Annotated in this window: 19 protein-coding genes and 2 tRNA genes; 12 read left to right on the top strand and 9 right to left on the bottom strand. The window is 73.6% G+C overall.

The features are described 5' to 3' along the window. Nucleotides 1–16 precede the first annotated feature (16 nt). On the bottom strand, nucleotides 17–571 hold the full coding sequence (locus ACFV3R_RS13260; RefSeq protein WP_385580360.1) for a PPA1309 family protein: 555 nt from the start codon (nucleotides 569–571) through the stop codon (nucleotides 17–19). Nucleotides 572–825: 254 nt separating this feature from the next. Here ACFV3R_RS13260 and ACFV3R_RS13255 point away from each other — a divergent pair, with 254 nt between their 5' ends. The 3 genes from ACFV3R_RS13255 to ACFV3R_RS13245 all read left to right on the top strand — a co-directional run bounded on the left by ACFV3R_RS13255 (nucleotide 826) and on the right by ACFV3R_RS13245 (nucleotide 6,439). After that, complete coding sequence (locus ACFV3R_RS13255; RefSeq protein WP_385580542.1) at nucleotides 826–3,741, top strand: UPF0182 family protein; 2,916 nt, start codon at nucleotides 826–828, stop codon at nucleotides 3,739–3,741. Nucleotides 3,742–3,813: 72 nt separating this feature from the next. Then, a tRNA-Met gene (locus ACFV3R_RS13250) sits at nucleotides 3,814–3,887 on the top strand. A 584-nt stretch (nucleotides 3,888–4,471) separates the two neighbouring features. Next, the gene (locus ACFV3R_RS13245; RefSeq protein WP_385580357.1) at nucleotides 4,472–6,439 is read left to right on the top strand and encodes a tetratricopeptide repeat protein; all 1,968 of its coding nucleotides are present in this window, start codon (nucleotides 4,472–4,474) and stop codon (nucleotides 6,437–6,439) included. A 98-nt stretch (nucleotides 6,440–6,537) separates the two neighbouring features. On the opposite strand, the gene ACFV3R_RS13240 is transcribed toward ACFV3R_RS13245, so the two are convergent. Both ACFV3R_RS13240 and ACFV3R_RS13235 read right to left on the bottom strand, forming a co-directional pair. Continuing rightward, a tRNA-Met gene (locus ACFV3R_RS13240) sits at nucleotides 6,538–6,611 on the bottom strand. 83 nt (nucleotides 6,612–6,694) lie between these two features. Next, on the bottom strand, nucleotides 6,695–7,111 hold the full coding sequence (locus ACFV3R_RS13235) for a Fur family transcriptional regulator (RefSeq protein ID WP_385580354.1): 417 nt from the start codon (nucleotides 7,109–7,111) through the stop codon (nucleotides 6,695–6,697). 156 nt (nucleotides 7,112–7,267) lie between these two features. On the opposite strand from ACFV3R_RS13235, the gene ACFV3R_RS13230 reads away from it, so the two are divergent. Beyond that, the gene (locus ACFV3R_RS13230; protein WP_385580351.1) at nucleotides 7,268–8,731 is read left to right on the top strand and encodes a catalase; all 1,464 of its coding nucleotides are present in this window, start codon (nucleotides 7,268–7,270) and stop codon (nucleotides 8,729–8,731) included. Between the two features lie 114 nt (nucleotides 8,732–8,845). On the opposite strand, the gene ACFV3R_RS13225 is transcribed toward ACFV3R_RS13230, so the two are convergent. From ACFV3R_RS13225 to ACFV3R_RS13200, 6 genes are all read right to left on the bottom strand, one after another. Further along, nucleotides 8,846–9,259 (bottom strand): cyclic nucleotide-binding/CBS domain-containing protein, encoded by a 414-nt coding sequence (locus tag ACFV3R_RS13225; RefSeq protein WP_385580348.1) that lies wholly within the window; start codon nucleotides 9,257–9,259, stop codon nucleotides 8,846–8,848. A 253-nt stretch (nucleotides 9,260–9,512) separates the two neighbouring features. Continuing rightward, nucleotides 9,513–10,307, bottom strand: coding sequence for a histidinol-phosphatase (gene hisN, locus ACFV3R_RS13220; protein WP_385580345.1), 795 nt, complete (start codon nucleotides 10,305–10,307; stop codon nucleotides 9,513–9,515). 177 nt (nucleotides 10,308–10,484) lie between these two features. Further along, nucleotides 10,485–10,808 (bottom strand): DMT family transporter, encoded by a 324-nt coding sequence (locus ACFV3R_RS13215; RefSeq protein ID WP_385580539.1) that lies wholly within the window; start codon nucleotides 10,806–10,808, stop codon nucleotides 10,485–10,487. A gap of 269 nt (nucleotides 10,809–11,077) precedes the next feature. After that, on the bottom strand, nucleotides 11,078–12,085 hold the full coding sequence (rsgA, locus tag ACFV3R_RS13210) for a ribosome small subunit-dependent GTPase A (RefSeq protein ID WP_385580341.1): 1,008 nt from the start codon (nucleotides 12,083–12,085) through the stop codon (nucleotides 11,078–11,080). 11 nt (nucleotides 12,086–12,096) lie between these two features. Further along, nucleotides 12,097–13,437 carry a 3-phosphoshikimate 1-carboxyvinyltransferase gene (gene aroA / locus ACFV3R_RS13205; RefSeq protein ID WP_385580337.1) on the bottom strand — a complete coding sequence of 447 codons (1,341 nt, stop codon included), beginning with the start codon at nucleotides 13,435–13,437 and terminating at the stop codon, nucleotides 12,097–12,099. Between the two features lie 123 nt (nucleotides 13,438–13,560). Continuing rightward, nucleotides 13,561–14,328: a M50 family metallopeptidase gene (locus ACFV3R_RS13200; RefSeq protein WP_385580334.1), complete on the bottom strand. Its 768-nt coding sequence runs from the start codon at nucleotides 14,326–14,328 to the stop codon at nucleotides 13,561–13,563. Between the two features lie 138 nt (nucleotides 14,329–14,466). Here ACFV3R_RS13200 and ACFV3R_RS13195 point away from each other — a divergent pair, with 138 nt between their 5' ends. The 8 genes from ACFV3R_RS13195 (at nucleotide 14,467) to def (ending at nucleotide 22,984) form a co-directional block, all read left to right on the top strand. Next, the gene (locus tag ACFV3R_RS13195; protein ID WP_385580331.1) at nucleotides 14,467–15,348 is read left to right on the top strand and encodes an SOS response-associated peptidase; all 882 of its coding nucleotides are present in this window, start codon (nucleotides 14,467–14,469) and stop codon (nucleotides 15,346–15,348) included. 84 nt (nucleotides 15,349–15,432) lie between these two features. Next, nucleotides 15,433–16,083 carry an alpha/beta family hydrolase gene (locus ACFV3R_RS13190; RefSeq protein ID WP_385580328.1) on the top strand — a complete coding sequence of 217 codons (651 nt, stop codon included), beginning with the start codon at nucleotides 15,433–15,435 and terminating at the stop codon, nucleotides 16,081–16,083. A gap of 447 nt (nucleotides 16,084–16,530) precedes the next feature. Continuing rightward, the gene (locus ACFV3R_RS13185) at nucleotides 16,531–17,259 is read left to right on the top strand and encodes a sigma-70 family RNA polymerase sigma factor (RefSeq protein ID WP_385580325.1); all 729 of its coding nucleotides are present in this window, start codon (nucleotides 16,531–16,533) and stop codon (nucleotides 17,257–17,259) included. Continuing rightward, complete coding sequence (gene rsrA / locus ACFV3R_RS13180) at nucleotides 17,256–17,636, top strand: mycothiol system anti-sigma-R factor (RefSeq protein WP_385580322.1); 381 nt, start codon at nucleotides 17,256–17,258, stop codon at nucleotides 17,634–17,636. Before ACFV3R_RS13185 ends, rsrA begins: the two co-directional genes overlap by 4 nt. Before the next feature lie 371 nt (nucleotides 17,637–18,007). Next, complete coding sequence (locus tag ACFV3R_RS13175; protein ID WP_385580319.1) at nucleotides 18,008–19,378, top strand: HD-GYP domain-containing protein; 1,371 nt, start codon at nucleotides 18,008–18,010, stop codon at nucleotides 19,376–19,378. A 299-nt stretch (nucleotides 19,379–19,677) separates the two neighbouring features. Beyond that, on the top strand, nucleotides 19,678–20,940 hold the full coding sequence (locus tag ACFV3R_RS13170; RefSeq protein ID WP_385580315.1) for an HD-GYP domain-containing protein: 1,263 nt from the start codon (nucleotides 19,678–19,680) through the stop codon (nucleotides 20,938–20,940). A 340-nt stretch (nucleotides 20,941–21,280) separates the two neighbouring features. Then, the gene (locus ACFV3R_RS13165) at nucleotides 21,281–22,276 is read left to right on the top strand and encodes a tetratricopeptide repeat protein (RefSeq protein ID WP_385580536.1); all 996 of its coding nucleotides are present in this window, start codon (nucleotides 21,281–21,283) and stop codon (nucleotides 22,274–22,276) included. 66 nt (nucleotides 22,277–22,342) lie between these two features. Beyond that, nucleotides 22,343–22,984 carry a peptide deformylase gene (def, locus tag ACFV3R_RS13160; RefSeq protein WP_385580312.1) on the top strand — a complete coding sequence of 214 codons (642 nt, stop codon included), beginning with the start codon at nucleotides 22,343–22,345 and terminating at the stop codon, nucleotides 22,982–22,984. Nucleotides 22,985–23,076: the final 92 nt, after the last annotated feature.

Raw genomic sequence — 23,076 nt, 5'->3', positions numbered from 1 at the left:
CAGCCCGGCAGGTCGGTCAGACGGCGAACGTCGCAGCCAGCGCCTCGGCCAGGCCGGGCACGAGGTCGGAACCCGTGAGCACCTCGGCCGTGGAGTCCTTCTCCCGCAGCCGCAGCGCCGACTCCCGCTTGCCCTCGCGCAGTACGGCCACCGTCATCCGCACTTCCTGGCGCTCCGGGTGGTCGGCCACCCACTTCGCGAGGGCCGCCTCGTCCATGCCCTCGGGAGCGGAGTCCTCCGCGGACGGCGGCAGCATCAGCCGCTCCACCGTCATCGCGCAGCCGGCCACCGCGTCGGGCCAGGCGATCGTGCCCAGGAACTCGTCCAGCGGCACGTCGGCGGGGACCTCGTCCTGCTCCACCGGGGTCAGGGCGGCCGTCACCGTCTCGTCGATGCCGAGGCGCTCGGCCAGGGAGGGCTCCTCCTGACGCAGTCGTGCGGTGTCGACGAGGGCGAAGAGGCGGGCGGGCTGGTCCCAGCCGAGGCCGGCGGCGTACTCGTCGATCTCCAGTACGGCCCGGGTCAGGGGGTCGGCGGCAAGGGGTGTGCCGTCCACGGGGAGGTTGTTCATGGTCCTATCGTGCCCTCCGCGTAGGACAAACACAGAAAACGCGCGTGCCGGCACCACCGGCCGGCAGGTCGTGCGCCGACTTCCACGCCGCCGCGTCACGTCCCCGCGACCGCCACATACCGGATGCGTCACGTCCTGAACCTCCCCGGTGGGAACCGGCCACAGGCTTAGTAAGTTGCACCAGTGGGTCCCCGCCACAGCCGGGGCCGCCACTCCTCACAGCGATCTCAGAGGTGCGCACCTTGGCTTTCCAGATGCCGGACCGCGGCGCAAGCCCCAGCGGGCCCCGGAGCAGGGTCGGCAGACCGTCCCGGCGGGTGCGGGCCGTCCTGGTCACGCTCGGCGTGCTGGCGGTGCTGGCCATGCTCTTCATCATGTTCTCCGGGATCTGGACGGACTGGCTGTGGTACCGCTCGGTGCGGTACTCCTCGGTCTTCACCACGACCCTGGCCACCAAGCTCGGCCTCTTCGCGGTGTTCGGCGTGATCATGGCGGTGGCCGTCGGCGTCAACGTCTGGCTCGCACACCGGCTCCGGCCGCCGCTCAGCGCCATGTCGGTGGAGCAGCAGAGCCTGGACCGCTACCGCATGGCCGTCGCACCGCACAAGAAGTGGGTGCTCCTCGCGGTCACGGTGCTCATCGGCCTGGTGGCCGGTGCCTCCTCCTCCGGCCAGTGGCGCACCTGGCTGCAGTGGGTCAACGGCGTCCCGTTCGGCACCACGGACCCGCAGTTCCACCTCGACACCGGCTTCTACACCTTCGACCTGCCCTGGTACCGCTTCCTGCTGAGCTTCGGCTTCGCATGCGTCGTGCTGTGCCTTGCCGCGGCGGCCATCACCCACTACCTCTACGGCGGGCTGCGCCTGACCAGCCCCGGTTCCCGGGCGACGGCTGCGGCGACCGGCCACCTGTCGGTGCTGCTCGGCCTGTTCGTCGCGCTCAAGGCGGTCGCCTACTGGCTCGACCGCTACGGACTCGCGGTGAAGTCCAGCGAGTTGAAGAACACCGACAACTGGACCGGGCTGCGCTACGTCGACGCCAACGCCTACCTGCCCGCGAAGACGATCCTCTTCTGCATCGCGGTGATCTGCGCACTGCTCTTCTTCGCCACCCTGTGGCGCCGCACCTGGCAGCTCCCGGTGATCGGCTTCGGCCTGATGGTGCTCTCGGCGGTGCTCATCGGCGGGCTCTACCCCTGGATCGTCCAGAAGTTCGAGGTCGGCCCCAACGAGCTGTCCAAGGAACGCCCGTACATCCAGAAGAACATCGACGCGACACGGGACGCCTACGGCATCGCCGGCGCCAAGGTCAGCGACTACAACGGCAACAAGGAACCGAAGACGGACGCGGAGCGGGCCCGGGTGCGCGCCGACGCCACCAGCACCGCGAGCATCCGCCTCCTCGACCCCAACGTCGTCTCACCCGCCTTCCAGCAGCAGCAGGGGCTGCGCGGCTACTACAGCTTCGCCGGCCCGCTCGACGTCGACCGCTACACCGACAAGGCCGGGCAGGAGCAGGACACCGTCATCGGTCTGCGGGAGCTCAACCCCAAGGAGATCCCCGACCACAACTGGATCAACGACCACTTCAAGTACACCCACGGCTACGGCGCGGTGGCGGCCAAGGGCACCGACACCAAGTCCTCCGGCGACCCCGACTACACCGAGTCCGACCTGCCCACCGAGGGCGCCTTCGGTCCCTACCAGCAGCGGGTCTACTACGGCGAGAAGTCCACGCAGTACTCGATCGTCGGCGGCCCCCAGAAGGAACTGGACTACTCCAACAACGGCGACGAGAAGAGCTTCCGCTACGACGGCAAGGGCGGCGTGAGCCTGGACAACCCGCTCAACAGGGCGGCGTACGCGGTGGCCTTCAACGAACCGCAGATCCTCTACTCCGGTGCGATCAGCGACAAGTCGCGCATCATGTACAACCGGACGCCCAAGCAGCGGGTCGAGTCGGTGGCCCCCTGGCTCACCATCGACGGCGACGCCTACCCCGCCGTCGTGAACCACCGCATCCAGTGGGTCGTCGACGCCTACACCACGAGCGATGCCTACCCGTACTCCTCGCGCACCACGTTGGGCGACACCACGGCCGACTCGCTGACCAACGGCCAGCGCGCGGTGGTCGCCCAGCAGAACCAGGTCAACTACATCCGCAACTCGGTGAAGGCGACCGTCGACGCCTACGACGGAACGGTCAAGCTCTACCAGTGGGACACCAAGGACCCCGTCCTGAAGACCTGGATGAAGGCGTTCCCCGGCACCGTCGAGCCGCGGAGCGACATCGGCCCGGACCTCATGGACCACCTGCGCTACCCGCAGGACATGTTCAAGGTGCAGCGGCAGATGCTCGCCCAGTACCACGTCACCGATCCCGACACCTTCTACAGCGCCGGTGAGCGCTGGCAGGTGCCGGCCGACCCCACCAAGAAGACCGGCGAGGCGGTGCCGCCCTACTACCTCAGCATGAAGATGCCCGACCAGAAGGCGCGGACCTTCTCCCTCACCACCACCTACACCCCGCGCAACACCGGTCTGCTGGGCGCCTACATGTCCGTGGACGCCGACGCCAGCAGCAGCGACTACGGGACGATCAGAATCCTGAAGCTGCCCTCGCAGACCACGGTGCCGGGACCGCAGCAGGTGCAGTCCAAGTTCAACGGTGACGGCAAGATCGCCAACGACCTCAACCTGCTCAAGCGCGGCGACTCCGAGATCGAGTACGGCAACCTGCTGACGATCCCGCTGGACGGCGGCCTGGTCTACGTCGAACCCGTCTACCTCAGGGGCGCCGGCCTCAACTACCCGCGGCTGGAGAAGGTGCTGGTCAGCTACGGCGACCACGACCCGGTGCTGGCGGACACCCTGGACGAGGCGCTGAACGCGGTCTTCGGCACCGACTCCGGTGGCTCCTCCGACACCGGCACCGAGCCGCCGGACAAGCAGACCGGGGGCTCGGCCACCACCAACCCCTCGGTGAGCAAGGCCCTGGAGGACGCGGAGAAGGCCTACGACGCGGCCGAGAAGGCACGGATCGACGGCGACTGGAAGGCGTTCGGCGACGCCCAGAAGGACATCAAGGCCGCGCTGGACCGGGCCGCCGCGGCTCAGAAGGCCGCCGGCAGGTCCGCCGGGAAGCAGAGTCCGGGCGGGAGCGGCGAATGACCCCGTGACAGGGGCGCACAGCGACCCGGCGAGAGCCCCCCTCGTGACGTGCTAGAGTTGTACTCACAACGGCGCGGGGTGGAGCAGCTCGGTAGCTCGCTGGGCTCATAACCCAGAGGTCGCAGGTTCAAATCCTGTCCCCGCTACTGGAAACGAAGGCCCGGATCTCTCAAGGGATCCGGGCCTTCGTTGCGTCTTGTCTCCGTGACGGCTGTGACGGTCGTGGCGGTGGACGGCTCGTGTGGGGGACGCCGCATCGGGCAGACGGGGGCGGAGACGGGGCTGCGAAGGGGAAGGCGTCGGTGGGGTGGCGAAGACGGGTGCAGGGCGGGGCCGGAATCCGGGCCTGACGGTGACGGGGGAGACGGTGGAACCGGCTCACGGGGGTTCCTCCTTTCGAAGGACTGCTTCGACACCTTCACCACAGCAGGGGTGCGGGGGTCCGGCCGTCCGGCCGGCGCACCGGCGCCCCTCGGACGCTCCGCTCCGGCAGCCGGGTGCCACGGCCGCCCCGCGAGCCCTGACCGGGGACGAGCCCGGGAGTGCCGCCGAACAAGGGCGAGCGGTGCCGTCGAACCGGAGGTGTCCCGTCCGTGAGGGCCCTGCGGAGAAGGGCCGTGACGGCGTGTCACGCGTTTGGCTTGTCTCTGTATCGGGAAGTCGACAAAACGTCGAAGTGACCTCTCCGCTGCGATATACCAGGTGTACGCGGGTTGTGGACAGTGCGACGATGACCCTTATGGGGGACAAGGCAAGGTTGTTGGAGACGAACCGATTTGTGCAGGCGTCCGACGAGGCACGCGACCAGGCGCCGGCCGTGACCGACGAGGACCGCCTTCGCCGGGACGGCAACCTGGACGCGCCCACGGGCGACGAGACGACGGCTGACGTCATCGAGGCGGGCTACCGCAGGGCGGCGGACGCGGGCGACACGGTCGCCATGAGCGTCCTCGGCGCCTCCCTGCTGCGCCGCGGCGACCTCGACGGGGCCGAGCCGTACCTGCGATCGGCCACCAGCGACGGCGACCGCGCCGCCGCCAACAACCTGGGCGTCCTGCTGCACCAGCGCGGATATGCCGACGAGGCCGCGGGCTGGTGGCGGGTCGCGGCGGTCGCCGGCTCCGCTGCCGCGGCGCACGCACTGGGACGCCACTACCGCGAGCGGGGCGACCAGCCCGCCGCCGAGTACTGGCTGCGGCAGGCCGCCGAGTCCGGCCACTGCCTCGGGGCCTACGCCCTCGCCGACCTGCTGGACCACCGCAAGGACGTGGGCGCCGAGCACTGGTTCCGCGCGGCGGCCGAGCGCGGCCACCGGGAGGCCTCCTACCGGCTCGCCCGGCTCCTCGACGAGCGCGCCTCGCGCACCGTGGCCACCCCCCACGACACCGGTACCCACGACGTCGAAGGGGTGCTGGAGGGCACGCCCGCCGGCCAGGCGGAGGAGCCGGGGGAGGACTCCGAGCGGTGGTACCGGCAGGCCGCGGCGCGCGGTCACCGCAGGGCCGCCCTCCACCTCGGCACCCTGCTGGAGGAGCGGGGCGAGACCCAGGAGGCCGCCCGCTGGTACCTCACCGCCGCCAAGGACGGAGAGGCCCGCGCGGCCTGCGCCCTGGGCTTCCTGCTGCGGGACGCCGGGGACGAGGAGAGCGCCGCCGAGTGGTGGCGCCGCGCCGCCCAGGACGGTGACGGCAACGCCGCGAACGCCCTGGGCGCGCTGCACGCCGCGCGCGGCGAGAACCAGAGCGCCGAGCGGTGGTACCGCGTGGCGCTGGACGCCGGCGACGTCAACGGTGCCTACAACATCGGCCTGCTCTGCGCGGAGCAGGGCAGGCCGGGGCGCGGTGAGCAGTGGTACCGCAGGGCGGCCTACGCCGGGCACCGGGAGGCGGCCAACGCACTGGCCATCCTGCTCTTCCAGCGGGGCGACGCCGCCGGCGCCGAGCCCTGGTTCTCCAAGGCCGCGGAGGCCGGGAGCGTGGACGCCGCCTTCAACCTCGGCATCCTGCACGCCGGCCGCGGTGACACCCTCGCGGCCCAGCGCTGGTACGAGCGGGCTGCGTCGGCCGGGCACACCGAGGCGGCCCTCCAGGTCGGCATGGCCCACCAGCAGGCCGGTGAGTGGCGGCCCGCCCTGCGCCACCTGCGCCGGGCGGCGGAGGGCGGCAGCGCGGAGGCGGCCTTCCGCCTCGCCGACCTCCTGGAGCGGCTGGCCGGCCGGGCGGAGGCCGTCGAGGCCGCGCAGGACGCCGAGCGCGGCGAGTCCCGCCGGGGACGCGCAGCCGCCGGGGACGAGGCGGACACCGAGGAGGTCGAGCGCTGGTACGAGCGGGCGGCCGAACAGGGGCACCGGCGCGCCCAGGTCCGGGTGGGTATGACGGCCGCGGCCCGCGGTGACGTGGCGCGCGCGGCCCACTGGTACCGCGTCGCCGCCGAGGCGGGGAGCCGGAACGGGGCGTTCAACCTCGGCCTGCTGCTGGCCCGGGAGGGCAGCCTTCCGGAGGCGGCCCTGTGGTGGACGCGGGCGGCGGAGGCCGGTCACGGCCGGGCCGCCCTCCGGCTGGCGCTGCTGGCCGCGCGGCGCGGTGCGCTCGCCGAGGCACAGCGCTGGTGCACCCGGGCGGTGCAGCTCGGGCCGGTGGAGGTCGCCGAGCGCGCCGGGCGGCTGCTCACGGCGCTCCGGGCCGAGCTGACGGCCTGAGCCGGGCCCCGCTCGGGGCCCGGCACCGCCCGCCGGGCGGGGCCGCAGCCACGCATGACGAAGGCCCGGATCTCTGAGATCCGGGCCTTCGTCTTCAGTAGCGGGGACAGGATTTGAACCTGCGACCTCTGGGTTATGAGCCCAGCGAGCTACCGAGCTGCTCCACCCCGCGCCGTTGTGTCTCTACTGTACCCAGACCGCGCCGACCAGCGCAAATCGAGGCCGGCAGGGTCCGAAGGGGCCTCGCCGGAGGCCTCAGACGGCGCTGCAGCCCGGGCAGAGTCCGCGGTAGGTGACCGAGACCTCGGAGACCTCGAAGCCGTAGCGCTCGGGGACCGGGAGGGAGGTCAGCGGGTCGCCGTCGAGGTGGACGTCCCGGATGGTGCCGCACCGGGAGCAGACCAGGTGCTGGTGGTCGTGGTGGGCGTTGGGGTCGTACCGCTTGGCGCGGCCGTCGGTGCTCACCTCGACGACCTCGCCGAGCGAGACGAGCTCGCCCAGGGTGTTGTAGACCGTGGCCCGCGAGATCTCCGGCAGCCGCTCGGTGGCCCTGGCGTGCACCTCGTCGGCCGTGAAGTGCACGTGTTCTCCGTCGAGAACCTCCGCGACGACACGCCGCTGCGCGGTCAGCCGCCAGCCTCGGCCCCGGAGACGTTCCAGCAGGTCACTCATAGCCCCTCACTCATCACTCAGATGCCGACAGCCTAGCAGCGGGCCCCTCCATCACTGGATCGAGTACGAGCCTGTGCCGATTCTTGACTTGGACAATGTCCAATGTAGGATCGGCTGCGGCGTAGGCCAAGGGCAGGAACGACTCAGGAGGCGCACGTGTCGGTAGAGCAGACCACCGGTCCGCTGACCACGGAGGCCGGTGTTCCGGTCGCGGACAACCAGAACAGCGAGACAGCGGGCATCGGTGGCCCGGGCCTCATCCAGGACCAGCTCCTGATCGAGAAGCTCGCCCACTTCAACCGCGAGCGGATCCCGGAGCGGATCGTGCACGCCCGCGGTGCCGGTGCGTACGGCACCTTCACCGTCACCGCCGACGTGACCCGGTGGACCCGGGCCGCCTTCCTCTCCGAGGTCGGCAAGGAGACGGAAACCTTCCTCCGCTTCTCCACCGTGGCCGGCAACCTCGGTGCGGCCGACGCGGTGCGCGACCCCCGCGGCTTCGCGCTGAAGTTCTACACCGAGGAGGGCAACTACGACCTCGTCGGCAACAACACCCCGGTGTTCTTCATCAAGGACGCCATCAAGTTCCCGGACTTCATCCACACCCAGAAGCGCGACCCGTACACCGGTTCGCAGGAGCCGGACAACGTCTGGGACTTCTGGGGGCTGAGCCCGGAGTCGACCCACCAGGTCACCTGGCTCTTCGGCGACCGGGGCATCCCGGCCACCTACCGCCACATGAACGGCTACGGTTCCCACACCTTCCAGTGGAACAACGCCGACGGCGAGGTCTTCTGGGTCAAGTACCACTTCAAGACCGACCAGGGCATCAGGAACCTCACCGTCGACGAGGCCGTCCGCACCTCGGGCCTGGACCCGGACTCGCACCAGCGGGACCTGCGCGAGGCCATCGAGCGCGGCGAGTACCCGAGCTGGACGGTGCAGGTCCAGATCATGCCGGCGGCCGACGCGGCCACCTACCGCTTCAACCCCTTCGACCTGACCAAGGTCTGGCCGCACGAGGACTACCCGCTGATCGAGATCGGCAAGCTGGAGCTCAACCGCAACCCGGAGAACATCTTCGCCGAGGTCGAGCAGTCGATCTTCTCCCCGCACCACTTCGTGCCGGGCATCGGCCCCTCGCCCGACAAGATGCTCCAGGGCCGCCTGTTCGCCTACGGCGACGCGCACCGCTACCGTGTCGGCATCAACGCCGACCACCTGCCGGTCAACCGGCCGCACGCCACCGAGGCGCGCAGCCACGGCCGGGACGGCGCGCTGTACGACGGCCGGCACGGCCGGGCCAAGAACTACGAGCCGAACAGCTTCGGCGGCCCCACCGAGACCGGCAGGGCGCTCTGGGCCCCGGTGACCGTGACCGGGCCGACCGGTGAGCAGGCGGCGCCGGTGCACGCGGAGGACGACGACTTCGTGCAGGCCGGCAACCTCTACCGGCTGATGTCGGAGGACGAGAAGGAGCGGCTGGTCAAGAACCTCGCCGACTCCCTCTCGCAGGTCTCCCGGGACGACATCGCGCAGCGCGCGATCGAGAACTTCCGCAAGGCGGACCCGGACTACGGCAAGCGGCTGGAGGCGGCGGTCCAGGCCCTCCGCGGCTGACCGGCACCTGCCGTAAGAGCGAGGAGGACGGTGTCCCTGCGGGGGTGCCGTCCTCCTCGTACGCCTGGGTCCCGCCGAGCGGCCGGGCTGCGCTCTCCGGCGCCTCTCCGACCGCTACCCGGCGACGCCCGCGGCCGGCACCGGCTCCCGGACGTGGCTCCGGCACCGGATGATGTCCCGGACCGAGACCACGCCCACCGGGCCGCCGCCGTCCAGCACGATCAGGTGGCGGAAGCCGCCGCGGACCATGGCCTCCGAGGCCTGCCGGAGGGTCCAGCCGGGGGCGGCGAAGACCACGTCCGTGGTGGTGTGGGCGGCAGCCGTCTCGCGGTCCGGATCCTGCCCGGCGCCGAGGGAGTTGAGGATGTCGCGTTCGGTGAGGATGCCGATCCCGCAGGTGTCGGGATCGAGGACCACCGCGGAGCCGACGCGGCGGGCGGACATGAGCCGCGCGGCCTGGCGCAGCGTGTGGGCGGGGCCGATCGTCAGCACCACCGTGCTCATGGCGTCACGAACCAGTACGGACATGAGTCGTCGAACACCTCCTTGTGTCGATCCCCCATGAGAAGGAATTCACACATTCACAAGGGGGCCTCGCCTCATGCTCCCGCCGGCCCGGGGACGTCACAAGGGGGGTGTGAGGGGTGGTGTGGTGAAGGGAGCGTGGCGCACGCCCGCCCGGGGAGCCCCCACGCCCGCCGGGCGGGTGGTCGTGTCCCGAGGGGCTCGCCCCGCGGCTTCGCCGCCGTCCGCCGGCCCGCGGTGGGCGGGGTGCGGTGCCTCAGCCGGCGAGGTAGCGCAGCAGTTCGTCGTGGAGGAGGCCGTTGGAGGCCGCGGCGTCACCGCTGTGGGGCCCCGGGGTGCCGTCCAGCCCGGTGAAGCGCCCGCCGGCCTCCTGGACCACGATCACGTTGGCGGCCATGTCCCACAGGGAGAGCTCGGGCTCCGCGCAGATGTCCACCGAGCCCTCGGCGACCATCATGTACGGCCAGAAGTCCCCGTAGCCACGGGTCCGCCAGCAGTCACGGGTGAGGTCCAGGAAACCGCCGAGCCGGCCCCGCTCCTCCCAGCCGGTGAGGGAGGAGTAGGCGAAGGAGGCGTCAGGGATCCGGGACACCTCCGAGACCCGCAGGCGACTGGCCGAGGTGAGGCTGCGGCCGGTGTAGGCGCCGCCGCCCTCGGCCGCCCACCAGCGCCGGCCGAGCGCCGGGGCGGAGACCACGCCCACCACGGGGCGGTCGCCGCCCTCGCCGCGCTCCATCAACGCGATGAGCGTCGCCCACACCGGGACACCGCGGACGTAGTTCTTCGTACCGTCGATGGGGTCGACCACCCAGCGCCGGGGCCCGGTTCCCTCGCTGCCGAACTCCTCGCCGAGCACGGCGTCCCGGGGCCTGGCGCGCCGCAGCTGGCCGCGGATGAGGTCCTCGGCGGCCCTGTCCGCCTCGCTCACCGGTGTCATGTCCGGCTTGGTCTCCACCTTGAGGTCCAGGGCCTTGAACCGGTCCATGGTGGCGGCGTCCGCAGCGTCCGCCAGGACGTGGGCGAGACGGAGGTCATCGTGGTAGTCGGGCATGGCCGAACAGTATCGACTGGCGGATGGCCGGGCCACACGACCACCCCGCGCCCCGCGGGCAACGGGGAGAAGCGGGAGGGGTCGTCCGTGCGTGCGTGCCGGGAAGGACGGGGTGACGCGGCGTCACGGCACCGCGCCGTGGGCCTCGCTGGGCCGCGGAGGCGGTGGGCCGGGTCCTCAGTGCGCCGAGCCCGAGAGCTGGAGGCCGATCACGCCGAGGATGACCAGGGTGATCGAGACGATCTTCAGGGTGGAGACCAGGTCGCCGAGGAAGACCATGCCGTACAGGGCGGTTCCGGCGGCACCGATGCCCGTCCAGACCGCGTAGGCGGGGCCCACGTCCAGTTTGCGCAGCGAGAGGGTCAGCAGGCCGAAGCTGCCGAGGGCGAACGAGGCGAAGGCGACGGTGGGCCACAGCCGGGTGAAGCCGTGGGAGAGCTTCAGACACACCGCGAAGCCCGTTTCGAGCAGCCCCGCCACGACGACGAGCAGCCACGCCATGTCCATGCCTCCGTACCCGGCGACCGCTTCGCCACCACTGGTCTGATTATGCACTTACCGCGTGGTCGTGGGGCGGAAACACCGGGGCCCGCAAGGGGAAGACCGCAGGTCGCACGTGTGGAGCGCGCCCCGAGGGCGGACCGCTGAGGTGTGCTTCCACGGGCCGCGGGCGAGGGCGCGGAGCCGGCGGTGGGCGGGCCGCGTGCCCTCCTCGGGACGGGCCCCGCGGGGCTGCGGGGGCCTCACCCGCCTCGCGCCCCGACGCCCCGTCAGTCGCCCTCGCGGCGCTCGCGGGTGGCCAGGAGCCGGCGCAGGGAGTACAGGCGGGCCGGGTCGGCATGGCCCTCGGCGACCCACTGGTCCAGCGCGCAGTCCGGCTCGTCGTGGGAACAGGCCCGCGGGCAGTCGGCCGTCCCCGGCGCCAGGTCGGGGAAGGCGTGGATGACACGTGCCGGGTCCACGTGGTGCAGGCCGAAGGAACGGACGCCGGGCGTGTCGATGACCCAGCCGCGGTCCTCGGGCAGCGGCAGCGCGAGCGCCGAGGTGGTGGTGTGACGTCCGCGGCCGGTCACCGCGTTGACGTGTCCCGTCGCCCGCCGGCGCTCCGGCACCAGGGCGTTGACCAGGGTCGTCTTGCCGACCCCCGAGTGGCCGACGAAAGCCGTCATGCGGCCGTGGAGGAACTCGCGGACCCGCTCCGCCGCCGCACCGTCCGCCAGCTCCTCGCGGTTGGTCACCACGTGCCGCACGCCCAGCGTCCCGTAGGACTCCAGCAGCTCCGCCGGGTCCGCCAGGTCCGACTTGGTGAGCACCAGCAGCGGTTCGAGGCCGGCGTCGAAGGCGGCCACCAGACACCGGTCGATCAGCCGGGGCCGGGGCTCGGGGTCGGCGAGCGCGGTGACGATGGCGAGCTGGTCGGCGTTGGCCACCACGATGCGCTCGTAGGGGTCGGTGTCGTCGGCGGTGCGGCGCAGGGTCGAGACGCGCGGCTCGACCCGGACGATGCGCGCGAGCGTGTCCTTGGCGCCGGTCAGGTCGCCCACCACGGCCACCCGGTCACCGACGACCACCGACTTGCGGCCCAGCTCGCGGGCCTTCATCGCGGTGACGGTGCGGTCATCGATGAGGCAGGTGATGCGCCCGCGGTCCACGGTGAGCACCAGCCCCTCGGCGGCGTCCTCGTGCTTGGGGCGGATGCTGGTGCGCGGGCGGTTGCCCTTGCGGTTGGGGCGGACGCGGACGTCGTCCTCGTCGGGGTGCTTGCCGTAGCGGCGCATCGCGGTGGTCCTCAGCCCGTGGGCGCGCCGGCGGCGGAGGGGTCGAGCATGGCCGTCCACAGACCGGGGAAGTCCGGCAGCGTCTTGGCGGTGGTGGCCACGTTCTCCACCTCGACGCCGGGCACGGCCAGCCCCAGGATCGCGGCGGCCGTCGCCAGGCGGTGGTCGTCGTAGGTGTGGAAGACGCCGCCGTGCAGCGGCCGGGGGCGGATGTGCAACCCGTCGGCGGTCTCGGTGACGTCGCCACCCAGGCCGTTGAGCTCCTTGGTGAGGGCGGCCAGCCGGTCCGTCTCGTGCAGCCGCAGGTGCGCCACCCCCCGCAGCGTGGACGGGGAGTCGGCCAGCGCCGCGACCGCCGCGATGCCCGGGGTCAGTTCGCCGACCTCGCCGAGGTCGACGTCGATGCCGTGGATGCGACCCGAACCGGTGAAGGTCAGTCCCGCGTCGGTCAGCTCGCAGGAGCCGCCCATCCCGGTGAAGATCTCCCGTAGCGCGTCACCGGGCTGGGTGGTGCGCTCGGGCCAGTCCGGGATGGTCACGCGCCCGCCGGTGACCAGCGCGGCGGCCAGGAACGGCTGCGCGTTGGAGAGGTCCGGCTCGATGACGAGGTCGCGGCCGAGCAGCGCACCCGGCGTCACCCGCCACACGTTCGGCTCGCCCCCCGACTGCGGGGTGCTGACCTGGGCGCCGACGCTGCGGAGCATGTCCACGGTCATGCGGATGTGCGGCATGGAGGGCAGTGTGGAGCCGACGTGCCGGACCTCGACGCCCTGGTTGAAGCGGGGCGCGGACAGCAGCAGGGCGCTGACGAACTGCGAGGAGGACGAGGCGTCGACCTCCACCCGGCCGCCGTCGACCGCACCGGTGCCGTGCACGGTCATCGGCAGCGCGCCGCGGTCGTCGTCGTCGATGCGCACCCCGAGGTCGCGCAGGGCGGTGATGACGCCGCCCAGCGGGCGCTCGTAGGAGCGGGGGTCGCCGTCGAAGCGGACGGGGCCGTGGGCCAGCGCGGCGACCGGTGGCAGGAAGCGCATGACGGTGCCGGCGTTGCCGACGTCCACGGTGGCCGGGCCGTGCAGCCCGGCGGGCAGGACCCGCCACGCCTCGCCCGTGCCGTCGGGGCCCACACCCTCGTCGATGCCGACGCCCAGGGTGCGCAGCGCCTCGGCCATCAGCAGGGTGTCGCGGGAGCGCAGCGGGCGGCGCAGCCAGCCCGGTTCCGAGGAGAGCGCCGCGAGGACCAGAGCCCGGTTGGTGACCGATTTGGAGCCGGGCACGGTCACCACGGCGTCCACCGCCCCGGTGGCGGAGGGGGCGGGCCAGAGGTCGGACTGCACAGAGCTCTCGGTCATGCCCTTACTCTAATCGCTCACCGGAAACGGAGATCTTGCCCGAAACCGGCGCGACCCGAGCGAAACATGGCCCTGGTGCAGCAAGCAGGCGTCCTCAGGCCGCCGAGGAGGTCGGGCCCCGGCTCACAGGCCCAGCAGCCAGCGTCCGCCGCCGAGCAGGCAGCAGAGGGTGACGAGGTGGAAGAAGGCGAGCCACACCGCCGCCGGCATCCGGGTCAGGCGGGCGAGCTGGTCGGCGTCGGAGTCACCGCCGGCGGGACGTGCCGCACGGTGTCCGCCCGGCAGGTGGGCCAGGGGTGAGCGGCGGGCCGCGCGGCGGCGGGTGCGTCGCAGCTCGAAGGGCGGCCGGACGCCGCCCAGCAGCAGGAACCACACCACCGCGTAGGCGAAGACGGCCTGGACGTGCGCGGTGGTCAGCCAGGAGACCGCCAGGAAGGCGCCGCCGGACACCACCACGGTCAGCACGCCGTAGGCGTTCCTGATCATCACCAGCATCGCCAGCAGCAGCACCGTCGCCCCCCACAGCAGGAGCGTGGTGTGGCCGGCCGCCAGCAGCCAGGCCCCGCCCAGCCCGAGCAGGGAGGGGGTGACGTAGCCCGCCGCGGCGGTGAGCACCATGCCGGGGCCGTGCGCCCGGCCCCGGCTCACGGTCAGCCCGGAGGTGTCGGAGTGGAGCCGGATGCCGTCCAGCCGCCGGCCGCTGAGCAGCGCCACCAGTGCGTGACCGCCCTCGTGCGCGATGGTCACGGCGTTGCGGGAGACCCGCCACACGCCGTGCGGGGCGACCGCCGCCAGCGCGACCAGGGCGGTGACCACGGCCAGCCAGGCCGGGGGGTGCGGCTGCGTGCCCAGGAGGCGGTCGCCTATGTCGGTCAGGTGGTCGGTGTTCATGGTGGTGCCTTCTCCTGGCTCGTCGCCGGTCGTGCCCGGACGCCCCCGGCGCGCGCGGTCCGCCCTGCGCCCCCACCTGTGCGGCAGCGCTCCGCCGTCCGTGGCCGCCCGCCACCTCCGCGTGGCAGGCTGGCTCGCATGTGCGGACGATACGCGGCGAGCCGAGCACCCGGTGACCTCGTGGGGATGTTCGGGGTGGAGCGGTGGGAGCCGGAGGAGACCCTGGCCCCCAACTGGAACGTGGCGCCGACAGCCGAGGTCCACGCGGTGCTGGAGCGTCCCTCCAAGGAGGACGCGGACCGGGGCCGTCCGGTTCGCCAGCTCCGTGCGCTGCGCTGGGGCCTGGTGCCCTCGTGGGCGAAATCACCCGACGTGGGTGTGAAGATGATCAACGCGCGCGCCGAGACCGTCCACGAGAAGCCCTCCTACCGGCGGGCCTTCGCCGCCCGCCGCTGCCTGCTGCCCGCCGACGGCTACTACGAGTGGATGACCGGTGAGGGGGAGCGGCGCCTGGAGGAGGAGGGCAGGCGCAAGCGCCCCCGCAAGCAGCCCTACTTCGTCACACCCGCCGACGGCTCGGTGATGGCCATGGCCGGCCTCTACGAGTTCTGGCGTGACCCCACGCTGCCCCCCGACCACTCCCGGGCTTGGTGGGTGACGTGCGCCGTGATCACCACGGCTGCCGAGGAGACGCCGCTGGCCGGCGGCGGAGCGGGCGAGGGCCGGACCGCCGGCGGTGACTCCCCGGCTGGGGACGCCGAGGCCGAGACGGCCGGACTCCGCCCGCGGTCGCTGGCCGACATCCATCCGCGGATGCCGCTGGCCCTGCCCCCGGAGCGCTGGGACGCCTGGCTCGACCCGGCCCGCACCGACCCCGAGGACCTGCGCGGACTCCTCGCCCCGCCGCCGCCCGGCACCATGCGGGCCTTCCCCGTCCCGACGGAGGTCAGCAACGTGCGCAACAACGGCCCCGAACTCGTCACCGAGCTGGCCGCGCCGGAGGCCGGGACGCTGTTCTGACCGCAGCGGCCCACGCCCGGTGCCCGGCGCGGCCCGGCGCGGTGCCGGGCGGGCACGGCCTCGGCACGAGGCCACAATGGCCTCATGAGCACGGTAGAGAAGGTCACCACCCCTGCCGGCGAGGCACGGATCACCTGGTACGTGGCGGGCCGGCCACGCGCGGTCGTCGCCCTGGGGCACGGCGCCGGCGGAGGTGTGTCGGCCCGCGACCTGCAGGCGCTCGCGGCGGCCCTGCCCGCGCTCGGCCTCACCGTCGCCCTCGTCGAGCAGCCCTGGCGGGTGGCGGGAAAGAAGGTCGCCCCCGCGCCGCGGACGCTGGACGTCGCCTGGCGGGCCCTGTGGCCGGCGCTCGCGGCCCCCGGGCTGCCGGTCGTGGCGGGCGGGCGCTCTGCCGGCGCCCGGGTGGCCTGCCGGACCGCCGCGGAACTCGGGGCGCGGGCCGTCCTCGCCCTCAGCTTCCCGCTCCACCCGCCGGGCCGGCCCGAGTCCTCGCGGGCAGCCGAGCTCGCGGGCCCCGCAGCCGCCGGGCTGCCGACGCTGGTGGTCCAGGGCGGTCGCGACCCCTTCGGGCGGCCGGCGGAGTTCCCCGAGGACACCCACCTCGTCGAGGTGCCCGAGGCAGACCACGGCTTCGCCGTTCCGAAGCGGTCCGGGACCACCGAGGCGGAGGCCATGGCCGGCCTGACCGACGCGGTGGGCGGATGGCTGGACGGGCTGCTGTCCGACGGGGCCTGAGCGGCCCTGCCCGGCCGGCGCGCGGGCCGGCGGCCTCCCGGCAGGCCATCGTCCCCTGACTGTCACCGAGAGTGAGATGCCGTGGTGAGTGGGGGAGCTGCGTCCCCCGGACCCGGGCGGGGGGAGGCCGTCGTCGCCGGGCGGCCGGGGGCGGCAGGGGCAAGCGGCCCACCGGTACGGGAATGCGTGCGGGGACCGCGGTGTTGACGTCTTCAGTCACGTCAGGCAACGCACCAGAATTGGGGAGTCCGCCGCATGGGAATCGCCTGCCCCGCACGAGCGCGGTCCGCCGGCCGGGTCCTGGTCGGCCAGCCGCCGCAGCTTCACGCCGCACGGCCGGCCACCGCCGGTGCCGCGCTGGCGCCGGATCAGCGGGACCGGTCGTCCCGTGGACTATTCTCCGAACCGAGCGGGTCCCTCTCGGGGTCCGGCACGGTGTTGGAGGAGGTGGGTCCGGTCACAGGGACCGACGCGGAGGCCGGTTCGGGCGCCGACCGGCCCGAGGACGCCGCCCGCGGTGAGGGCGACGCGGGGGCAACGGAGACGGACGCCGAGCGCAGTGCCCGCTTCGAGCGGGATGCCCTGACCTTCCTGGACCAGATGTACTCGGCCGCCCTGCGCATGACGCGCAACCCGGCGGACGCCGAGGACCTGGTGCAGGAGACGTATGCCAAGGCGTACGCGTCGTTCCACCAGTTCCGCGAGGGCACCAACCTCAAGGCGTGGCTGTACCGCATCCTCACCAACACCTTCATCAACTCCTACCGCAAGAAGCAGCGTGAACCCCAGCGCAGCGCGGCCGAGGAGATCGAGGACTGGCAGCTCGCCCGCGCCGAGTCGCACATGTCGACCGGTCTGCGTTCGGCCGAGTCGCAGGCGCTCGACCACCTGCCCGACTCCGACGTGAAGGCCGCCCTCCAGGCCATCCCGGAGGAGTTCCGCATCGCCGTCTATCTCGCGGATGTCGAAGGGTTTGCGTACAAGGAGATCGCGGACATCATGGGGACACCCATCGGCACGGTGATGTCCCGGCTGCACCGCGGTCGACGCCAACTGCGCGACATGCTCGAGGACTACGCCAGGGAGCGGGGACTGGTCCCCGCCGGTGCGGGCGCCGCGCAGGAGCGCGGCACCCGGACGGCCGGGTCGCACGATCGGAAAGGCTCGCCATCATGAGCTGCGGTAAGCCGCACGAGACGGAGTGCTCGGAGGTCTTGGACCACCTCTACGAGTACCTTGATCAGGAGATGCCCGCCGGCGAGTGCGAGAAGTTCCAGGAGCACTTCGACGAATGCTCCCCCTGCCTGGAGAAGTACGGGCTGGAGCAGGCCGTAAAGAAGCTGGTCAAGCGGTGTTGCGGTCACGACGACGTCCCCGTGGACCTGCGCTCGAAGGTGATGGGACGGATCGAGCTGATCCGTGCCGGCGAGGCCGTGCCGGAGCAGAGCGTGCTGGAGCAGGCACGTGAGGAGCAGGCCGCCCGCCAGGCCGCCGGCGAGAAGGGCACCGCCGAGCAGGCCGACGGGACAGGCGTGCGGCGCCAGACCGCCTGACCCCGGTTCGCGCCGGCACAGCCGGCCCGGGCCGCCCCGGGCACGGGGACGGTCGGCCCCTCCCGTACCTGACGCCCCCTCCGCGACCGGCACCGGCCGGTGGCCTGCCGCAGCCCGGGCAGGCCCCACGCGGTGGGGCGTTCGCCGTTCCGCCTGAATCGCCGGCGAGGACGCACCCCTCAGCCGCCCTTTACTCCTGCGAGCGCCTGTACGGGCGGGCTTGCCGAAACCTCACCCGAAGGGCGGAGGTATCGCCGGTCGACCCTGCGAGGGGTGCCATACCGTCCCCAAAGAGCCGCCGTGCGACCTATTCTCGCCGCACCCGGCACCGACGAACGGCCGGGAACCAGCGTCGGTCGTGGGAGGGCGAGATGGGCCGGGTGCCGAAGGCTGCGGGGGTCTGGGTGGGTGCCGTCACCGCCCTCGGCGTCCTCTGCGTCGCGCCTGCCGTCACCGCCGTGCTCCACCGCCCGGGTGGCGGCGGGCCCACCGCGCAGCCGCTGACCACCTGGGCCGTCCTCGCCGCCTGCCACCTGGCGGGAGAACTCCTGCGGCGCCACCCCGCGCTGCGTCACCTCGCGCCCCGCGGGGTGTGCACCGCCGTCCTGCTGGCCGGGGCGCTGCTGCTCCCGGCGCCCTGGGCTGCCCTGGTGGGACCGGCCGGCGCGTCGGTGAGCCGGGTCGAGGCGGACGCCGCCGCCCTGCGCAGGGTGTGGGGCGCCGCGCAGCTCACGGTGGCCACCTACGCCGCCTCGCGCGCCGCCCGACTGGTCACCGCCGTCACCGGCTTCCGGGCGGCCGGTGGGGAGGGAGCACCCCCGCTGCCCGGCGCGCTGCTCCCCGCCCTCGCCGCGGCCGTGGTCCTCGCCGCCGTGCTGGGGCTGCTGCACGGCTCGGTACTCGTCCTCGCCGAACGGCGCCCGGCACGCGGTGCCTGGCGCGGGCTGCTGCTGCCCGCGCTCCCCGCCCACCTGGTCCACGCCGCGGTGGCGCTGATGGCCGTCGTGGTCTGGAGCGGCCCGGGCGGACCGCTCGCGGCGCTGCCGGTCCTGCTGCCGGTGTGCGTCGCCGCCGCCGCCTTCGGCCGCAGCCACCGCCAGGACGCCGCCCACCAGTCCACCATCCGCGCCCTGGTCCAGGCCGTGGACATCAAGGACCGCTACACCCGCGGCCACAGCGAACGGGTCGGCCGGGCCTCGCTGTTGATCGGACGGGAGCTGGGCCTGCCGGAGGAGCGGGTGGAGGTGCTGCGCCTGGCGGGCATCCTGCACGACGTCGGCAAGCTGGGGGTCCCCACCCGGCTGCTGCGCAAGGAGGGCCCGCTCACCGAGGGCGAGCGCCGCGTCATCGAACTCCACCCCGAGTACGGACACGAGATCGTACGGGGCATCGGCTTTCTCGGCGCCGCCCGCGAGGCGATCCTCCACCACCACGAACGGCTGGACGGGCGCGGCTACCCCTACGGGCTGAGCGGCGACCGTATCCCGGAGGCGGCGCGGGTGGTCGCCGTCGCCGACGCCTTCGACGCCATGACCTCCACCCGCTCCTACCGCCGTGCCCGGCCCGTCGAGACGGCCCTGCGCGAACTGGGCGACTGCGCCGGAACCCAGTTCGACGCCCGGATGGTGGCCGCGCTGACGAGCGCCGTCCGGCGGGAGGGGTGGCACCCGCACAGCGTCACCCTCGCCGACACCGACCGGCTGGACCGCGGACACCCCGCCCCCGTCGGTGGTGCACGGTGAGGCACCGCCCCCGCGCCGCGGCCCAGCCGCCCTCGCGCACCCCCTCGCCGCCCCGCACCCCCACGGCCCCGCCACCTGCCACCACCCCCGCCCCCGAAGGCCCACCACCGGGCAGCACGGTGGGGAGCGGACCGCGTACCTCGACCCCGCCGCGCGCCCCGGCCCCGCCACCGCGGCGCCCCCGACGGCCGGCGCCCGCCGCCACCGGCCGTCCGGCGCCGGACGCGGGGTGGCCGCCGCGGTGGCACCGGCCGTCCTGGCACCGGCTGCCGCTCGCCCTCCGGCTCGCGGCGGCCCTGGTGGCCGGCTGGTCGCTCCTGCTCACCGGCCTGCGCGGCCTGCACCAGCCCGGGACCGCCCTGGCCTTCGCCGCGCTGATCGCCACCGGCGAACTGATCGCCTGTACCGTCCGGTGCCCCGGGGCCGCGGCGCACCCGCCGCCGCACGCCGACTCCCCGGCCACCGCCGCCCCGGGCCGCCGGCTGCACGCCCCGATGGGGGCGGCCGTCGCGCTGGGCTACGCGTTCCTCGTCGAGGTGGGCGGGGCCCCCACCACCCACGGTGTCGCGCAGACCGTGGCCGTCGCCGGCCTGGGGCAACTCGCCGGCCTGGCGCCGCGGGTGGCCACCGGGCGCGGTCCGGCGCTGGACCACCTCGCCCGGCGGGTGGTGGTCACCGCCTTCGCGGCGGCCTGCTGCCGGCCGCTGGGCCCGCCCGCGGAAGGACGCCTCCCGGGGCTCCGGCTGCTCCTCGTCCTCCTGGCCGTGGCGCTGCTGTGCGCCCTGTGCGACGCCGTGCTCGTCTCGGCCCTGGCCCGGGCACACACCGGCTGGTCCTTCGGCCCCCTGCTCCGCGACGACCTGCGGGCGGTGGCCGGTCCCGGCTCCGCGGTCTGCGCGGCCGGCGTCGCGATCGCGCTGGGCGTGGCCGCCGGAGGTCTGCGGGCCCTGCCGCTGTTCTGCCTCCCACCCCTCCTCGTCCACCTCGCGCTGCACCGGCACGCCGTCGCCCGCGCCACCTACCGGCAGACCATCGCCTCCCTGGCCCGGGCCACCGAGGTCGCCGGCCTCACCCCGCACGGCCATGCCCGGACCGTCGCCGCACTGGGTCGCCGGGTGGGCCGGGAACTGGGCCTGCCGGCAGCAGACCTGGAGGTGCTGGAACACGCCGCCCTGATGCACGACATCGGACAGCTCTCGCTCCTGGACCCGGTGCCGCTGGGCGCCACGGCCACGCTGCCGGCCGCCGACCAGCGGCGTATCGCGCTCCTGGGCGGAGCGGTGGTGCGCCGCACGGGGGTCTCGCCGCGGGTGGCCGTCGTGGTGGAACGGCAGGCCGACCCCTACCGCGACCAGCCGCTGTGCGCGCGGATCGTGCGGACCGTCAACGCCTACGCCGACCTGACCGCGGGCGGGCCCGCCCCGGACGCCGGCCTCCGGGCGCTGGAGCGCCTGCGGCTGGCGACCGCGGACGAGCACGACCCACGGGTGGTCGACGCCCTCGCGGCGGTCCTCGCCCACCACCGCGGGACGGACCGGGCCGTCGCAGGGAACCGGTGGTGACACCCGGTGCGAAGGCCCGCACGCCCCGCAGCCGCCGGCCGCGGCCCTGCCGTCCCCGGCGGCCCGCGGGGGCAGCACGGCCCGCGGGGACGTGGTTGGATGCGAGCCGATGCCCCTCGGCAGGTGACGAGACCCCCGTTGGCGGGGAACAGAAGGGGTGAGGGGCTGTGCAGTCAAGGAGTCGCTCCGGTCGGTGTCCGAGGCCGAGCCCGCTCCTGACACGGTCGCCGCGGGGTCCGGTCACGAACCGGGCTGTCGTCGACGGCGAGATGTGGCAGGTTGGCGGGTGGACGCCCGGACCGACGGGTTCGGCCGGGAAAGCAACCAGCAGGCGGGAATCGTGAGGATCTTCGGCAAGGTACGGCACCGGCCCTCTGCCTCGTGGCGGCAGACCACCGACCGTGCGTTCACGCTCATCGGCGACGGTCACTACGAGGACGCGGGGGCCCTGCTCACCCGCGCCGCCGACATGGAGCCGTGGCTGTCGGAGTCGTGGTTCAACCTGGCCCTGCTCCACAAGTTCCGGCACGACTGGGAGCAGGCACGCACCGCCGGCCTGCGGGCCGTGGCCCTGCTGGACCGCGAGGCCGGCGCCCCGGACTGGTGGAACGTGGGCATCGCCGCCACCGCCCTTCAGGACTGGCCGCTGGCCCGGCGTGCATGGCAGGCCTACGGGCTGCGGATGCCGGAGCACCCGCCGAAGGGCGCGGCTCCTGACGAGCCGCTCGGCATGGAGCTGGGCAGCGCTGCCGTGCGGCTCTCGCCCGAGGGTGAGGCCGAGGTGGTCTGGGGCCGCCGGCTGGACCCGGCCCGCGTCGAGGTGCAGTCCATCCCGCTGCCGTCCTCGGGGCGCCGCTGGGGCGAGGTGGTGCTGCACGACGGCGTCCCGCACGGCGAGCGCGTGACCGGCGCCGGCGACTCCTACCCCGTCTTCGACGAGATCGAGCTGTGGGCACCCTCACCCGTCCCCACCTGGGTGGTGCTGCTGGAGGCCGCCACCGAGGCCGACCGCGACGCCCTGGAGCAGCTCGCCGCGGACGCGGGGTTCGCCGCGGAGGACTGGTCCTCCTCGGTGCGGCTGCTCTGCCGGACCTGCTCGGAGTCGCGCATGCCCAGTGACGAGGGGGAGGGCGACTACGTCGACCCCCACGACCACAGCGAGCCCGGCCACCCCGGGCCGCTGGGCCACCGCACCGCCGGGTCCGGAGCCCCGTGGGTGCGCGAGCGCGAGTGCGGCATCGCCGCGCCGCCCGGGCTCGTCCAAGGGCTCCTGGACGGCTGGGTCGCCGACAGCCCGGACACCCGCGCCTGGCGGGATCTGGAGGAAGTCTGCTGAGCCCGCGGTGGCGCCCCGTAGGCTGTGGGGTCGAAACGCAGGTTTTCCAGGAAGGCGTAAGGCCCCATGGCGCAGCAGTCCGCTCAGCAGGATGACGAGCAGCAGGTGAACGAGGCGTTCGTCGACGACACGACGGACGCGGCCGAGCGGGAGGCAGCCCACCGCGAGCGGGGCACCTCCCGGCCCATCACGGTCGTCGGCAACCCGGTCCTGCACCGCGAGTGCAAGGACGTCACCGCCTTCGACGAGGAGCTGGCGCAGCTCATCGACGACATGTTCGCCAGCCAGCGCACCGCCGAGGGCGTGGGGCTCGCCGCCAACCAGATCGGCGTCGACCTGAAGGTCTTCGTCTACGACTGCCCCGACGACAACGGGGTGCGCCACGTCGGCGCGGTCTGCAACCCGGTGCTGGAGGAGCTGCCGCCCGAGCGCCGCCAGCTCGACGACGGCAACGAGGGCTGCCTCTCGGTGCCGGGTGCCTACATGGAGCTGGCCCGCCCCGACTACGCGGTGGTGCGCGGCCAGGACGCCCAGGGCAACCCCATCACCGTCCAGGGCACCGGCTACTTCGCCCGTTGCCTCCAGCACGAGACCGACCACCTCTACGGCCGGCTCTACATCGACCGCCTCTCCAAGCGGGAGCGCAAGGACGTCATGCGCCAGATGGCCGAGAAGGAGCCCCGCTACCCCGTCGTCGCCAACGACTGAGCCGGCAACGGCGAGGGGCCGGGGCCCGCGGACGTAGCCCCGGGCCCCCCCCCCCCCCCCCCCCGGGGGGGCGCCCCCCCCGCAAAAACAGT

This window comes from Streptomyces sp. NPDC059740 (assembly GCF_042733155.1).
GTDB lineage: Bacteria > Actinomycetota > Actinomycetes > Streptomycetales > Streptomycetaceae > Streptomyces.
Note: the sequence above shows the minus strand (reverse complement) of the source record. Positions and strands in the feature narration are given on the sequence as shown.

Bases quoted from the DNA above. Each gene is read 5' to 3' on its own strand.
- ACFV3R_RS13190 (WP_385580328.1), top strand. From the start codon at position 15,433: ATGAGCACGGTAGAGAAGGTCACCACCCCTGCCGGCGAGGCACGGATC.
- ACFV3R_RS13235 (WP_385580354.1), bottom strand. From the start codon at position 7,111: ATGAGTGACCTGCTGGAACGTCTCCGGGGCCGAGGCTGGCGGCTGACC.
- ACFV3R_RS13200 (WP_385580334.1), bottom strand. From the start codon at position 14,328: ATGAACACCGACCACCTGACCGACATAGGCGACCGCCTCCTGGGCACG.
- ACFV3R_RS13245 (WP_385580357.1), top strand. From the start codon at position 4,472: ATGACCCTTATGGGGGACAAGGCAAGGTTGTTGGAGACGAACCGATTT.
- ACFV3R_RS13260 (WP_385580360.1), bottom strand. From the start codon at position 571: ATGAACAACCTCCCCGTGGACGGCACACCCCTTGCCGCCGACCCCCTG.
- rsrA (WP_385580322.1), top strand. From the start codon at position 17,256: ATGAGCTGCGGTAAGCCGCACGAGACGGAGTGCTCGGAGGTCTTGGAC.
- ACFV3R_RS13175 (WP_385580319.1), top strand. From the start codon at position 18,008: ATGGGCCGGGTGCCGAAGGCTGCGGGGGTCTGGGTGGGTGCCGTCACC.
- aroA (WP_385580337.1), bottom strand. From the start codon at position 13,437: ATGACCGAGAGCTCTGTGCAGTCCGACCTCTGGCCCGCCCCCTCCGCC.
- ACFV3R_RS13215 (WP_385580539.1), bottom strand. From the start codon at position 10,808: ATGGCGTGGCTGCTCGTCGTCGTGGCGGGGCTGCTCGAAACGGGCTTC.
- ACFV3R_RS13255 (WP_385580542.1), top strand. From the start codon at position 826: ATGCCGGACCGCGGCGCAAGCCCCAGCGGGCCCCGGAGCAGGGTCGGC.
- rsgA (WP_385580341.1), bottom strand. From the start codon at position 12,085: ATGCGCCGCTACGGCAAGCACCCCGACGAGGACGACGTCCGCGTCCGC.
- hisN (WP_385580345.1), bottom strand. From the start codon at position 10,307: ATGCCCGACTACCACGATGACCTCCGTCTCGCCCACGTCCTGGCGGAC.
- ACFV3R_RS13225 (WP_385580348.1), bottom strand. From the start codon at position 9,259: ATGTCCGTACTGGTTCGTGACGCCATGAGCACGGTGGTGCTGACGATC.
- def (WP_385580312.1), top strand. From the start codon at position 22,343: ATGGCGCAGCAGTCCGCTCAGCAGGATGACGAGCAGCAGGTGAACGAG.
- ACFV3R_RS13195 (WP_385580331.1), top strand. From the start codon at position 14,467: ATGTGCGGACGATACGCGGCGAGCCGAGCACCCGGTGACCTCGTGGGG.